Origin of the sequence: Mycobacterium sp. SP-6446 (assembly GCF_001954045.1) — a bacterium.
Classification (GTDB): Bacteria; Actinomycetota; Actinomycetes; order Mycobacteriales; family Mycobacteriaceae; genus Mycobacterium.
The window spans coordinates 47909-61344 of sequence record NZ_MBEM01000272.1 but is presented as its reverse complement, the minus strand read 5'-3'; the positions used below and the strand labels follow the sequence as shown (position 1 = coordinate 61344).

Below are 13436 nucleotides of genomic sequence, written 5' to 3'. Positions count from 1 at the left end.
CCACGCTGGAAGATATCGGCCCCGGTGTTACCGAACCCCGCCGCCGAGAGCAACGCCTGATCCAAATCCTTCTGCTGCGCGTTGATCGAACGCGACGTCACCACCGCATGGTTGAGGAAATCAATCAGATCCGGCGCCGCATTGGCATACGTGTCGCCCAGACCGGCCAACTGCTGAATGTCATGACGGGCCTGCGGCATCTGCGGATTGACATCATCGAGGATCGCATTGGCATTGATGATCGACTGGCCAAACCGATCCCCCAACCCCGCCAACGACTGCGCCGCCGCACTCAACGTCAAATTCAGTTTGACCGGATCCACCTTCTCGGCCACCGAGGTAATGGTCTGAAACAACGTATTGATCTCGGTAGTCACCGAACGCGCATCAATGACCGCATGCGCGCGAATCCGCTGCGGCGACGGATTGGCCGGGCTGGTCAACGACACATACTTCTGGCCGAACACCGTCGTCGCCACGATCTTGGCGTCCACATTGGCCGGAATCAACTGCAAATACCGCGGATAGATATCCAGCACGAACTTCGCCGCCGGCTTGCCGTCCTGTTGCACCTCGGCAATGCTGGCCACCCGCCCGACCTGCACCCCGTTCAAGGTGACCTTCGCCCCGGGATCCATCACCAAACCCGCCCGCGACGACAACATCGTCACCGGCGTCTTCTCCGTGAAATCCCCCCGAAACTGCAGATACACCAACCACAACACCAACGCCGCAATCAACAACACGGCGATAGTGAGCCAGCCGTACGGTGGGGTCCGCGTCGAGTTGATCCTCGCGGGCCCGGTCATGATGGCTAAATCTAGCGGTATTCAGTCGCGCCGGCTCAGCGGCGTCATGTGTTTTGGGGCGGCGACCGCTAGCGGCCCCCGAACGGTCCTCCGAACGGCCCGCGGCGTGGGGGCTCGGTCACCGTTTGGGTGACCGTGCTGGTTTCGGTGCTCGGTGACAGGGTGACGGTGCTCGTCTCCGGCGGAACGGTCGTCGTCGGAGTATCGGTGGACGGGGTGCCGGTGTCCGTGGACGGGGGTGGGGCCGTCTCGGTGACCGTCTGAGTTGGCGCCCCGCCTCCGCCCCCGTGATGGCGCGGCGGCTCGGCAGCCGTGGTCGTCGTGGTGGTCACCGCGGTGGTTGACGGAATGGGCGTGGTGGTTGTCGTTGGGCTGGGCGCCGGCGAGCCACTGACGAGCTTGAAGACCGCGTACGCCGCCAGCGCGAGCAGAATCACCCCGAGCGCGCCGGCCGCGACCAGCGCGGCGGGCCGGCGGTACCACGGGGTCGGGGGCTCCGGCGGCTCGGGCGCGGGCTCGTACCCGTACCCGTAGTCGCCATACCCTGCGGCGTCGCCGTATGCGGTGGCATCGCCATATCCTGCGGCCCGGGTGGGCTCGGAGTAGAAATCGGGGTTCTCGGGGGAAGGCGGCACGAAGGGTGATGTTAGTAGGTCACGTCTCGTTGTCGATAAGCGTGAGTGCTCGTTCGAAGAGATGCACGGTGGCCGCGTGGAGTTGGTCACCGACCTCCTTTTCGGCCTTGCCGGCGCACGCCCTGGCCAGGGTGCCCTCGATCACGATGCCGAGCTTGAAGCAAGCCAGCACGGTGTACCAGGTGATGTGCGACAGGTCGCGTGTGGTGTTGGCGGCGTATCGCTGGAACAGGTCGCCGGTGCTCGCCAGGCCGTCCTGCCCGCCGAGCGCGTGGCTGAACACGCTGGACCCGTCGGGCTGGCGCCAGGTCGCGAGGAGCCAGCCCAGATCCAACAGCGGGTCACCGATCGTGCACATCTCCCAGTCGACGATGGCGACCACCTCGGGCCCGGTGCGGGAGAACATCACGTTGGCCGCGTGGTAGTCGCCGTGCATGATGCCCGGCGTCCAGACGGTTGGGCGGCGGCGCTCCAGCCACGCCGCGACGTCATCGACACCGGGGATCTGCGGCCCCGGGTAGCCCTCGTACTCGTTGTAGGACTCCAGCTCCGAAAGCCAGCGCGGCACCTGGCGCTCCAGGAAGCCTTCCGGTTTGCCGAAATCGGCGAGACCGACGGCGACGTGATCGACGGCGCCCAGCTTCGCCAGCGCGTCGGCCATCGACAGGCCCATCTGGAAGCGAATGCTCGGATCACCCGCATGCAAGGGCGGTAACCCCTCCCCGGCGTTGAATCCGTCGACGGGCTCCATCAGATAGAAGACGGCGTCGCCGAGCACGCTGGGGTCGTCGCAGGTGGCGATCAGGTGCGGGTGCGGCACGTCGGAACCGGCAAGTGCCGCAAGGACTTTGGTTTCACGCAGAATAACGCTGTTGCTGCGCGCGCGCAGGTGCCGCGGCCCGCGTCGCAGCACGTAGGGCCGGCCGGACCGGGTGAACCGCAGCATGACGTTCTGCGTCCCACCGGTGACGTCGGAAACATCCTGCAGCGGCCCCTCGCCCAACCCCTGCTTCGACATCCAGTCCGCGACGGCCTGTAGGTCCACACTCACCCCTTGGGCTGCGGGGTGTGGTGGAGGGTCTGCGCCGCGATCATTCCGTCGCGGAACACGAAGGTGTCCACACCGTCGTCGACCCGGGTGACCGCCGAATCGGCGGCCCACTCGAGGAACAGCACGTCGCCCGCGAAGATCTGGGTCTTCAGGTCCCACGCCGCATCGGGCAGTTCGTCGAGCAGCTTGGCGAAGGCCTCGCGTACGCCGCCCTTGCCGCGCGCGACGCCGGCGGACGTGATCACGACCGCGTCGTCGGCGTAGTCGGCGACGATCTCGTCGAGGTCGCCAGCGGCCAGGGCCTTTCCGTGGTGGGCGAATACCTCCTGCGGCGTGCGCGCCATTGCGACTCCTTTCCCTGGGACGTCTGCGAAGCAGCCTAGTGTGTGGAACGAACCGACTTTCGGGCCCGGAAGGGGAGATGGCATGCCGCGCACCGACGACGACTCCTGGGACATCACCCAAAGCGTGGGAGCCACCGCGCTGGGTGTCGCCGCGGCCCGCGCCGCGGAAACCGAGAGTGAGAACCCCCTTATCAGCGACCCCTTTGCGCGGGTGTTCGTCGACGCCGCGGGGGAGGGCATGTGGAGCATCTACGCCGACCCCAAGCTGCTGGCCAAGGCGATGGAGCTCGAACCGGAGATGCGGGCGCGGCTACGCCTGATGATCGATTTCATGGCCACGCGGACAGCGTTTTTCGACGAGTTCTTTCTGCACGCGGCCCGCTCCGGCGTGCGGCAGGTGGTGATCCTGGCGGCCGGCCTCGACGCCCGCACCTGGCGGCTGCCGTGGCCCGACGGCACCGTCGTCTACGAGCTCGATCAGCCCAAAGTACTTGAATTCAAATCGAATACGCTGCGCGAACACGGCGCACGGCCGACGGCTCGGTTGGTAAATGTGCCGATCGATCTGCGTCAGGATTGGCCAAAAGCGCTGCAGGAGGCCGGATTTGACGCTTCGCTGCCTTGCGTGTGGTCGGCCGAGGGGCTGGTGCGTTACCTGCCGGCGCAGGCCCAGGACCTGCTGTTCGAGCGGATTCATTCGCTCAGCGTGCCGGGCAGCTGGGTGGCCTCTAATGTGCCCAGCGCGGGTTTCACCGACGCCGACCGGGTGCGGCGCCAGCGTGAGGACATGCAACGCATGCGGGCCGCGGCCGCCAAGCTGGTGAACACCGAGATCACCGACTTCGAGGACCTCTGGTACGCCGAGGAACGCACACCTGTCGACGCCTGGCTGCGTGAGCACGGGTGGGACGTGTCGGTGGCGACGTTCGAGGAGCTGATGGCTCGCTACGGTCGCGAGGTTCCGCGGGGCGCCGAGGACGCGATGCCGCCGACCCTCTACGTCTCCGCGCATCGCCGCCATGGCTGATCGGCCCGCCCGGCTGAGCGACGTGCATCGCATCGCCGCTTCGATGCCCCACGTCAAGCGGCTGGAGGGGCCGAAGGGTAACCCCATCTACCAGGTGGGCGGAAAGTCCTTCGTGTTCTTCCGAACTCCCCAGCCGGACGCGGCGGATCCGCGAACAGGTGAAAGGTTCGCCGACGTGATCATGTTCTGGGTGGAGTCCGAGAGCGACAAGCTGGCGCTGACCCAGGATCCCGCGTCGCCGTTCTTCACCACGGACCACTTCGACGGACACCCGTCGGTCTTGGTGCGGGCCTGCCGGCTGGCGGAAATCACGAAGACGGAATTGACCGAGCTGATTCAGGACGCGTGGCTGTCCCGGGCCTCGAAGAGGCGAGCCGACACGTGGCTCGCCGACCATTCCTGACGCGAACTCCATTGGGAGCGGCGCGAAACCGCGCCCCGCTGATGTTTAGACACGAGTTCAACGGGTAAACCTCCGGCCACGAGAAGACTTTTCTCGAACACAACGGAGGTCACCATGCGTGGCAGCGGAATTATCGGCGCGGTTGTTCTGGTGTGGCTGCTCATCGGGGTATTCGCAGCGTGGCAGCGCGACTACTTCAAGGGTGGCGACACAAGTTGTGTCACAGCGGGAAACATCGCATTGACCGTGGTTGCGGGGCCGTTGAATTACGGCGGTGTCAACCCGAAAGTCAAGGATTGCCATGTGCCGCAACCCAGCTCAATGGGAGCACTGACCTAACAAATCCTCACGAAAAGGAAGTTGTCATGATCGTTTTAGGTGTAATCCTGCTTATCCTCGGATTTGTCTTCGGCATTCATTTGTTATGGGTGCTCGGAATCATCTTGCTCGTGGTCGGCGCAATTCTGTGGATCCTGGGCTCCGTGGGCCGCCCGGTCGCCGGCAGGCGGTACTGGTACTAGTACCAGCCCTCAGGCACGCGCTTCACAGGACACGCATAGGAAGCGCATAGCGCCGCCCAAGTGGCGAGCGGATACTGGAGCTTGTGTCGACGCAGCCCCGAGCCTCCGTGGAGCGGGTTGTCATGCGCCGCGCGGACGGCAATCCCATCAACGTGCTGGTCGTCGACGACGAATCCGTCCTGGCCGAGATGGTGTCGATGGCGTTGCGCTACGAGGGCTGGAACATCGCCACCGCCGGCGATGGAGCGTCGGCCATCGCCGCCGCCCGCGCCCAGCGGCCGGACGTGGTCGTGCTGGACGTCATGCTGCCGGACATGAGCGGGCTCGACGTCCTGCACAAATTGCGTGAAGACAATCCGCAACTGCCCGTGCTGCTACTGACGGCCAAGGATGCCGTGGAAGATCGCATCGCCGGGCTGACCGCGGGCGGCGACGACTACGTCACCAAACCGTTCAGCATCGAAGAAGTGGTGCTGCGGCTGCGGGCACTGCTACGGCGCACCGGCGTGACAACAGTGGACAGCGGCGCGCAACTGGTGGTCGGGGATTTGGTCCTGGACGAGGACAGCCACGACGTGACGCGCGGGGGCGAACCAATTTCGTTGACCTCCACCGAATTTGAGCTGCTGCGGTTCATGATGCGCAACTCCAAGCGGGTGCTGAGCAAGGCGCAGATCCTCGACCGGGTGTGGAGCTACGACTTCGGCGGCCGCTCCAACATCGTCGAGCTTTACATTTCCTACCTGCGCAAGAAGATCGACAACGGTCGCGAACCGATGATCCACACTCTGCGTGGCGCGGGCTATGTCCTCAAGCCGGCCCGCTAACACACGGCGAGCCTGGTCGCTTCGGCTGCGGCTGTTGCTCGGGCAGGTCGTGGTGCTCGCCCTGGTGTGTATCGGCATCACGGCGGCCACCGAACTCGCGCTGAACCACCACCTGGTGAAGCAGCTCGATGGCCAACTCGCGGGGACCTCGTATCGCTCGGCGCTGATGTACCCGGAAATGAACCGTCCGCACCACGAGCATTCCCACTACCCCAGGCCGGGTCCCGGCCCACGGTTCCTCGATGCGCCCGGTCAGCCGGCGGGCATGGTCGCGGCGGTGGTCAGCGACGGCAGGACGGTCGACGCCGGCTACACGACCAGCAGCGGTGACCGGGCCGCCCTGACCGACAAAGCGCAGGCGCAGTTGGCGGCGATCGCCGGCAGCCGCAACCCGGTGACCCTGAATCTCGATGGGCTTGGCCGCTACCGGGTGGTCGCCGCCCCGAGCCGGCGTGGCGGCGACCTGATCGTCACCGGCCTCTCGATGGCCGACGTCGACGCCACGTTGCTGCGGATGCTGGTCATCTTCGGCGTCGTCACCGTGATCGCATTGGCCGCGGCCACGATCGCGGGGGTCATCATCATCAGGCGGGCGTTGGCACCGCTGCGCCGCGTCGCGCAGACCGCGCGCAGGGTTGCCGATCTTCCATTGGCCCGCGGTGAGGTCGAGTTGCCGGTGCGCGTGCCCGAATCCGACGCAAACCCCTCCACGGAGGTCGGCCAGCTCGGCTCGGCGCTGAACCGGATGCTCGACCACATCGCGGCCGCGCTGGAAGCCCGTCAGGCGAGCGAGACGCGGGTGCGGCAGTTCGTCGCCGACGCGAGTCACGAGCTGCGCACTCCGCTCGCCGCGATCCGCGGTTACACCGAACTCACGCAACGCATGGGCGACGACCGCGAGGCGGTGGCGCACGCGATGAGCCGGGTGGCATCGGAAACGGAGCGGATAACGCGCCTCGTCGAGGACCTGCTATTGCTGGCCCGCCTGGACTCGGGACGGCCGCTGGAACGCGAACCGGTGGACCTATCGCGCCTTGCGGTCGATGCGGTCAGCGATGCGCACGTCGCCGGACCCGATCACCAGTGGGAGCTCGACCTGCCCGAGGAGCCGGTGGTCGTCACCGGCGACGCGGCCCGGTTACATCAGGTGGTCACCAATCTGCTTGCCAACGCCCGCATTCACACCGGCGCGGGCACCGTCGTGACGACGCGACTGAGCACCGAGCCGACGCAGTCCGTGCTGCAGGTGATCGACAACGGTCCCGGCATTCCGGCCGAGCTTCAGTCGGAGGTGTTCGAGCGGTTCGCCCGCGGCGATTCGTCGCGCTCCCGCAAGGGCGGCAGCACCGGGCTGGGCCTGGCGATCGTCTCAGCAGTTGTCAAGGCGCACAACGGAACTATCGCGGTGAGCAGCTCACCGGGCCATACCGAGTTCACGGTGCGGTTGCCACTCAACGGGTGGCAACCGCCCGCACCCAGCTCTTCGGCTAGCTAGAGCAATTCACATCGATTTCGAACGGCTTGTTCACCGGTTGCATCGGGTTGGCCATGTCGACGCCCGTCGCGGTCCCGGTGATCTTGTAGTGGCTGCCGTCCTTGGTCGCCGAGGCGTTGCCCTGGCCGGTCCCCGACGTGTACGCGAGCGTCACGCCGTTGACGTTGCCGAGCCCAACCGACTTCACCTGAGGAGGGTTGGCATCGGTGAGCACGGCGCCGATGCCGGTCGCGGCCCCACCGATCGCGATGTTGACGTTGCCGCCGGCCGTCGTGCACACGACGGAACCACTCACGTTCTGGTTCTTCCCGTCGATGGTCACCGTGGGCCCGCCGCCGGCGCTAGCCGACGCATTACCGCCCGAGGTGGCCCCGCCACCGGAACTCGATTTGTTACTCGAACAACCAGAAATAGCCGCGGCCAGAATTGCCGCCCCGGCAACCGCGATCGTCAGTTCACGCTTCACCTGTTCTCCTTCGCCCGATCGTTGCGACCCTCGGCATTGAGGGTCGTTTGGGCATTATGCGGGTTTGCCGGACCGCATAGAAGAGGTTCGGCGAAATTGTTTCTTTTCGGTTAACCCGCCAGGTCTCCCCATGTTCTTTCGGGGAAGGCGCATGGATGGCAATGTATTGCCGGTGGACCACAAACCTCCCACTGCAGTCATCGAGTCCGCACATCGCCAGCACGCCCTGCCATTTGATGACACCACGGATTTTCACAATGCCGACCGTGGATTTATAGCGGCATTGTCGCCGTGTGTCGTCAAAGCGGCCGACGGCCGCGTGGTGTGGGACAACGACGCCTACTCATTCCTTGAGGGTCCGGCTCCCGCAACCGTGCACCCCAGCCTGTGGCGGCAATCGTCGCTGGCCGCCAAACAGGGCCTCTACGAAGTGGTGCCGGGCGTCTATCAGGTCCGCGGGTTGGACCTGTCGAACGTCACCTTCGTCGAGGGCGACAAAGGGGTCATCGTCATCGATCCGTTGATCTCCACCGAGGTCGCCGCCGCGGCGCTCGACCTGTATCGCACCCACCGCGGCGGGGACCGCCCGGTAGTCGCGGTGATCTACACCCACAGTCACGTCGACCATTTCGGCGGCGTGCTGGGCGTTACGTCGCAGGCGGACGTGGACGCCGGTGCGGTCGCAGTGCTGGCGCCGGAGGGCTTCGTCGAGCACGCGGTCAAAGAGAACGTCTACGCCGGTCCCGCCATGACCCGCCGGGCCACCTACATGTACGGCACGCTGCTCCCGCGCGGACCGCAGGATCAGGTGGGCTGCGGCCTGGGCCAGGCGCCGTCCACCGGCGAGGTCGCAGTCATCGTCCCGACCATCGACATCCGCGAGACCGGCGAGAAGCACACCATCGACGGCGTGGAGATCGAGTTCCAGATGGCGCCGGGCACCGAGGCGCCCGCCGAAATGCATTTCTATTTCCCGCGTTACCGCGCGTTGTGTATGGCCGAGAACGCCACCCACAACCTGCACAACCTGCTTACCCTGCGCGGCGCGCTGGTGCGTGACCCGCACGCCTGGTCGGGCTATCTCACCGAGGCGATCGACACCTTTGCCGACCGCGCCGACGTGGTGTTCGCCTCCCATCACTGGCCCGCCTGGGGTCGCGACGACATCGTCGAATTCCTGTCACTGCAACGCGACATGTACGCCTATCTGCACGACCAGACGCTGCGGTTGCTCAACCGCGGCTACACCGGTGTGGAAATCGCCGAAATGTTCCAGATGCCACCGGTATTGGAGCGCGCCTGGCATACCCATGGCTATTACGGTTCGGTCAGTCACAACGTCAAGGCCGTGTACCAGCGCTACATGGGTTGGTTCGACGGCAATCCCGCCAGGTTGTGGCCCCACCCGCCCGAGGCGCTGGCCGTCCGATACGTCGACGCGATGGGTGGGATCGACCGGGTGGTTGATCTCGCCGGGGCCGCCTTTGACTCCGGCGACTTCCGTTGGGCGGCGACGTTGCTCGATCACGCCATCTTCGCCGACAGCACCCACGAGGCCGCCCGCGCGTTGTACGCCGATACGCTGGAGCAGCTTGCCTACGGCGCTGAAAACGCAGTCTGGCGAAACTTCTTCATGAGTGGGGCAACCGAATTGCGTGACGGCAACTTCGGAACCGCCGTCACCGCCGCCTCGATGTCGATGCTCAATCAGCTGACACCGGAGCAGCTTTTCGACGGGTTCGCGCTGCGCGTAGACGGGCCGCGCGCGTGGGACCTCGACATCGCCATCGATATCTCGTTCGCCGATCTGGCCGCCAACTACCGGCTCACGCTGCGCAACGGTGTGCTGGTCTATCGCAAGGTTGCCGCCGAAGCCGCAACAGCGAACGTTACGGTCAAGCTGGACAGCAAGTTTCGTCTTCTGACGGTGGCGATGGGCGACTTCGCTTCGCCCGGACTGGACATATCCGGCGACCAGACCGCGCTGCAGGCGTTCCTGGGCGTGCTCGACGAACCGGACCCGAGTTTCAACATCGTCACGCCGTAACGAACTCAACTGTGGTCGAGGAGTTGTCGAGATTGCCGTGAGGGTTGTGCTTTGCCCCTAATTCGCGACCATGACGGCAATCTCGACGACGGCACCTGCGGTGTGCGCCGCACACCGCCTCACGCGACGTCGATGACGACCTTGCCCAGCACCTTGCGCTCCGCCACATAGCGCAGCGCCGCAGCCGTTTCGGCCAGCGGGAAGCGCGCGCCGATATACGGCCGGATGACCCCGCTGGCGAACATCTCGGTCAACTCCTGCGTGTCGCGGATCGCCTCGTCGGGATGATCGGCCATAAACGTGCGGATTTCCATGCCGCGCACACAGATGTCTTTGAGCAGAATGAGATTGAGCGGGATGGCCGGGATAGCGCCCGCCGCGTAACCGAGTGTGACGAAGGTGCCACCGCGGGCCAGGCCGCGCAGCGCCGGCTCCGAATACGCACCGCCGACGGGGTCCAGGACCACCCGGGCGCTGTCACCGGTGAGCTCGCGGATGCGGGCCTTCAGGTCCTCCCGGTCATAGTCGACGGTCGCCTCGGCACCACGCTGACGGCACAGCTCAAGCTTTTCCGGACTCGACGCCGCGGCCAGCACCCGGGCCTTCATCGCGACCGCCAGATCGACGGCGGCCAGCCCCACGCCGCCCGCAGCACCCAGCACGACAACCCAATCGCCCTCTGTCACAGCGGCAGTCGAACGCAACGCATGATAGGCGGTGCGGTATGTCACCCCGAACGCCGCGGCCGAAGCGAAGTCGGCGTCGTCGGGCACAAGTTCGGCCTGACTCGCGTCGAGCAACGCCTGTTCGGCGAACGCTCCAAAAGTGGTTCCGGATACCCGCTGACCCGGACTGAACGCCGCGCCCGCGCCGGCGGCGATCACCTCGCCGGCGATCTCGTTTCCGGGGATGAACGGCGGCGGAATCTTGACCTGGTACTTGCCGGCGATGAACAGTACGTCGGGGAAATTGACCGCAGCGGCGTGAACCCGCACCAGCAACTGGCCTGGACCCGCGACCGGCTCGTCAACGTCGGTGAGTACCAGGTCTTCCGGCGGCCCGTACGCCTGGCAGACGACCGCACGCATCACTTGACCCCCAACCCTTTCAGGCAGAACCGAACCACGTGTGCGATGTCGTCGGGCCCGGGCCGCTCCGCGGAAGCCATGTAACGCCGCATCGTTGCGGCCGTGCAGCAGAACACCGCCTCGACATCGCGGTCCACATCGCTACTGCCCAGCGCCGCAACGGGTTCGACCAGCAGGTCGCGCAGCGGCAGCATCATCTCCTGGTCGACCGTGCGCCAGTTGGTGCCCGTCGCCATCTGACCGGCCGCGGCGCGGCTTTTCCGGATTAGGTGCGGGTGGGCGACCTGTGCCAGCGTGCCCTCGATCCAGCGCGCGACCTTGTCCTGTGGCCTCGCCTCCTTGGCCATCTGATGCTGAAGGTAGGACACGACGATCGCGACCCCACGTTCCATGACGGCCAGGATGAGGTCATCCTTGCCGGCGAAGTAGCGGTAGAACGCCTTGTTCGACGAGCCGGCCTCGGCGACGATGTCGCTGACACGCGGCGGCTCGGGCGCGACCCGCTCCATCACCCGCACCGCGGCGGCCAGGATGCGCTCCACCTCCTCGGTGGCCTCCCGCTGGCGTTCGTCGAGCGCCCGTTCGACGGCGGCCGTGACTCGGCTATTGGTCAACGAGCTCACCGTATTTGGCGCGGGCGGCCTCTCGCCGAACGCCCAGCATTTCACTGGGCCACTCGCCGTCTTCGGCGTCGTATCCCTTGAGCAGCATGCGGGCCAGGTTGACCTTGTGTGCCTCTGTCGGCCCGTCGGCCAGGCCGAGCGCGATGCCGCCCAGCAGGACGTTGACCAGTGGCAGCTGGTCGGTGAGGCCGAGCGCGCCGTGTACTTGAATGGCGCGCAGCGCAATCGATTTCAGTACCTGGGATGCCAGGATCTTGCAGGCGGCGATCTCGGCGCGGGCCGCGTGCTCGTTGCCGTTGTCGATCAGCCACGCGGCGTGCAGCACGGTGAGCCGGAACGGTATCAACTCGGTATAGGAGTCGGCAACGAATTCCTGCACCAATTGCTTGTCGGCCAGCGAGGTGCCCTGTGTGAACCGGCTTTTCGCCCGCCGCGACATCATCTCGACGGCGCGCTGCGCCATTCCGATCGAGCGCATCGCGTGGTGCAACCGGCCGCCGGCCAAGCGGGTCTGCAGAATCAGGAAGCCCTGGCCGGGTTCACCGAGCAGCGCGTCCGAACCCACCCGGACCCCGTCGTAGTGCACCAGGGAATGTCCCGGCTCGTGCGGCTCCGCGCCGACGAGGTGATGGGTGGCTTCGACCGTGAGGCCCGGGGTACCGGCGGGGATCAGGAACGTCGACGCCCCGTGGTGGACGGCCACGTCGGGATTGGTGATCGCGACGACGATGAAGAACGACGCGACGGAAGCGTTGGAGGAGAAGTACTTTCGGCCGGTGATGACCCAGCCGTCACCGTCCGGGACGGCACGGGTGGTGAAGACCCGCGGATCGGCGCCGCCTTGCGGTTCCGTCATCGAGAAGCAGGAGAAGATCTCCCCGGATAGCAGCCCGGCCAGATAGCGGTCCTTCTGCTCCTGGGTGCCGAACCGGGCGATGATCTCCGCGTTGCCGGTATCGGGCGCCTGCGTGCCGAACACGACCGGCGCCCACGGGCTGCGGCCCAGGATCTCGTTGATCAGCGTCAGCTTGACCGCGCCGAAGCCCTGGCCGCCCAGCTCGGGGCCCAAATGCGGTGCCCACAAGCCGTTGTCGCGGACCTGCTGCTTGAGCGGGTCGACGATGCGGCGGCGCTCGTCGTTCAGCGGGAGGAACTCGCACCCCGGGAACAGCACCTCGAGGGGTTCCACCTCTTCGCGCACGAACTCGCGGATCCAGTCCAGCTTCTTGTCGAACTCCGGGTCGGTGGAGAAGTCCCAAGTCATCGAATACTCCTGTCTCGTTCATATGGTGGCGACCCGCAGCGCCCGGCTACGCCGCGCTTGCGATCGCCACGCTAGGGAATGCCGCCGTCGGCCCGCAGAATCGAACCGGTGGTGAAACTGGATGCATCGGACGCCAAAAACAGTGCAGCACCGACGATTTCGCGCGGGTCTCCCGCGCGCTCCAAGAAGAGGTGACTGAACCTGTTGGTGTCGTCGTTTTCCAGACCCCAGGCTTTGCTGACGTCGGTCAGGTATGGCCCGGCCATCAGCGTGTTGACCCGCACGGTGGGCCCGAACGCCTGCGCCAGGCCCTCGGTCATGGCGTTGAGCCCGGCCTTGGCCGCGGCATAGGGGATGATGCCGCCGTTGGGTCGCAGCGACCCGGTGGAGCTCACGTTGATGATGGACCCGCGGCCGGCGGCCACCATCCGCTCGCCCACCAACGCCGATAACCGGAAGGGCCCCTTCAGGTTCAGGTTGACGACCGCGTCGAAGAGCTTCTCGGTGACGTCGGTCAGCTTGTCGTACAGCGGCGACATGCCGGCGTTGTTGATCAACGTGTCGACCTTGCCGAACCTGTCGTAGGTCGCCTCGACCAGTCCGTCGAGCTGTTCCCAGCGTCCGACGTGCACTTGGTAGGGCATGGCGGAGCGGCCGGTCTCCGCCTCGATTTCCTTGGCGGTGCTCACGCAGTTGTCCATGTTGCGGCTGGCGATCACCACGTCGGCGCCGCAGCGTGCGGCGGCGAACGCCATTTCGCGGCCGAGTCCGCGGCTGCCGCCGGTGATCAGCACCACGCGGTCGGTGAGGTCGAAAATGTCGTCCGCATAACCCAT

At 66.0% G+C, this 13436-nt stretch carries 16 protein-coding genes; 7 read left to right on the top strand and 9 right to left on the bottom strand.

What is annotated here, in order from left to right; all coding sequences use genetic code 11:
• The 4 genes from A5736_RS25430 to A5736_RS25415 all read right to left on the bottom strand — a co-directional run.
• Positions 1-809 (bottom strand): MCE family protein (locus A5736_RS25430; RefSeq protein ID WP_139333548.1); only part of this gene is annotated, 809 nt, incomplete at its 3' end.
• Between the two features lie 68 nt (positions 810-877).
• Positions 878-1444 (bottom strand): hypothetical protein, encoded by a 567-nt coding sequence (locus A5736_RS25425; RefSeq protein WP_076125105.1) that lies wholly within the window; start codon positions 1442-1444, stop codon positions 878-880.
• Positions 1445-1463: 19 nt separating this feature from the next.
• Positions 1464-2462, bottom strand: a complete 999-nt coding sequence (locus A5736_RS25420; protein WP_076125431.1) for a phosphotransferase family protein — start codon at positions 2460-2462, stop codon at positions 1464-1466.
• 29 nt (positions 2463-2491) lie between these two features.
• A complete protein-coding gene (locus A5736_RS25415; protein ID WP_076249195.1) occupies positions 2492-2839 on the bottom strand; it encodes a nuclear transport factor 2 family protein in 348 nt (115 codons plus the stop codon).
• Between the two features lie 82 nt (positions 2840-2921).
• Here A5736_RS25415 and A5736_RS25410 point away from each other — a divergent pair, with 82 nt between their 5' ends.
• The 6 genes from A5736_RS25410 to A5736_RS25390 all read left to right on the top strand — a co-directional run bounded on the left by A5736_RS25410 (position 2922) and on the right by A5736_RS25390 (position 7112).
• The gene (locus A5736_RS25410) at positions 2922-3866 is read left to right on the top strand and encodes a class I SAM-dependent methyltransferase (protein WP_076125109.1); all 945 of its coding nucleotides are present in this window, start codon (positions 2922-2924) and stop codon (positions 3864-3866) included.
• Entirely contained in the window at positions 3859-4269 is a 411-nt protein-coding gene (locus A5736_RS25405; protein ID WP_076249194.1) for an MmcQ/YjbR family DNA-binding protein, read from the top strand. Before A5736_RS25410 ends, A5736_RS25405 begins: the two co-directional genes overlap by 8 nt.
• Positions 4270-4383: 114 nt before the next feature.
• Entirely contained in the window at positions 4384-4608 is a 225-nt protein-coding gene (locus tag A5736_RS25400) for a hypothetical protein (RefSeq protein ID WP_076125112.1), read from the top strand.
• 26 nt (positions 4609-4634) lie between these two features.
• Positions 4635-4790, top strand: a complete 156-nt coding sequence (locus A5736_RS27010) for a DUF6131 family protein (RefSeq protein WP_175611381.1) — start codon at positions 4635-4637, stop codon at positions 4788-4790.
• Positions 4791-4912: 122 nt separating this feature from the next.
• Positions 4913-5617 carry a response regulator transcription factor gene (locus tag A5736_RS25395; protein WP_076125114.1) on the top strand — a complete coding sequence of 235 codons (705 nt, stop codon included), beginning with the start codon at positions 4913-4915 and terminating at the stop codon, positions 5615-5617.
• Positions 5595-7112 (top strand): cell wall metabolism sensor histidine kinase WalK, encoded by a 1518-nt coding sequence (locus A5736_RS25390; protein ID WP_076249203.1) that lies wholly within the window; start codon positions 5595-5597, stop codon positions 7110-7112. The genes A5736_RS25395 and A5736_RS25390 overlap by 23 nt, the downstream gene beginning before the upstream one ends.
• Here A5736_RS25390 and A5736_RS25385 read toward each other — a convergent pair.
• Positions 7105-7578, bottom strand: a complete 474-nt coding sequence (locus A5736_RS25385; protein ID WP_076063435.1) for a lipoprotein LpqH — start codon at positions 7576-7578, stop codon at positions 7105-7107. The genes A5736_RS25390 and A5736_RS25385 overlap by 8 nt on opposite strands.
• A 166-nt stretch (positions 7579-7744) precedes the next feature.
• Between A5736_RS25385 and A5736_RS25380 the strand changes: the two genes are divergently transcribed.
• The gene (locus tag A5736_RS25380; protein WP_175611383.1) at positions 7745-9625 is read left to right on the top strand and encodes an alkyl/aryl-sulfatase; all 1881 of its coding nucleotides are present in this window, start codon (positions 7745-7747) and stop codon (positions 9623-9625) included.
• A 119-nt stretch (positions 9626-9744) separates the two neighbouring features.
• Here A5736_RS25380 and A5736_RS25375 read toward each other — a convergent pair whose 3' ends face one another.
• From A5736_RS25375 to A5736_RS25360, 4 genes are all read right to left on the bottom strand, one after another.
• Complete coding sequence (locus A5736_RS25375; protein ID WP_076249192.1) at positions 9745-10713, bottom strand: NADPH:quinone oxidoreductase family protein; 969 nt, start codon at positions 10711-10713, stop codon at positions 9745-9747.
• Positions 10713-11336 (bottom strand): TetR/AcrR family transcriptional regulator, encoded by a 624-nt coding sequence (locus A5736_RS25370; protein WP_076249191.1) that lies wholly within the window; start codon positions 11334-11336, stop codon positions 10713-10715. Before A5736_RS25370 ends, A5736_RS25375 begins: the two co-directional genes overlap by 1 nt.
• Entirely contained in the window at positions 11317-12600 is a 1284-nt protein-coding gene (locus tag A5736_RS25365) for an acyl-CoA dehydrogenase family protein (RefSeq protein WP_076249190.1), read from the bottom strand. The genes A5736_RS25370 and A5736_RS25365 overlap by 20 nt, the downstream gene beginning before the upstream one ends.
• A gap of 71 nt (positions 12601-12671) precedes the next feature.
• On the bottom strand, positions 12672-13436 hold the full coding sequence (locus A5736_RS25360; protein ID WP_076125128.1) for an SDR family NAD(P)-dependent oxidoreductase: 765 nt from the start codon (positions 13434-13436) through the stop codon (positions 12672-12674).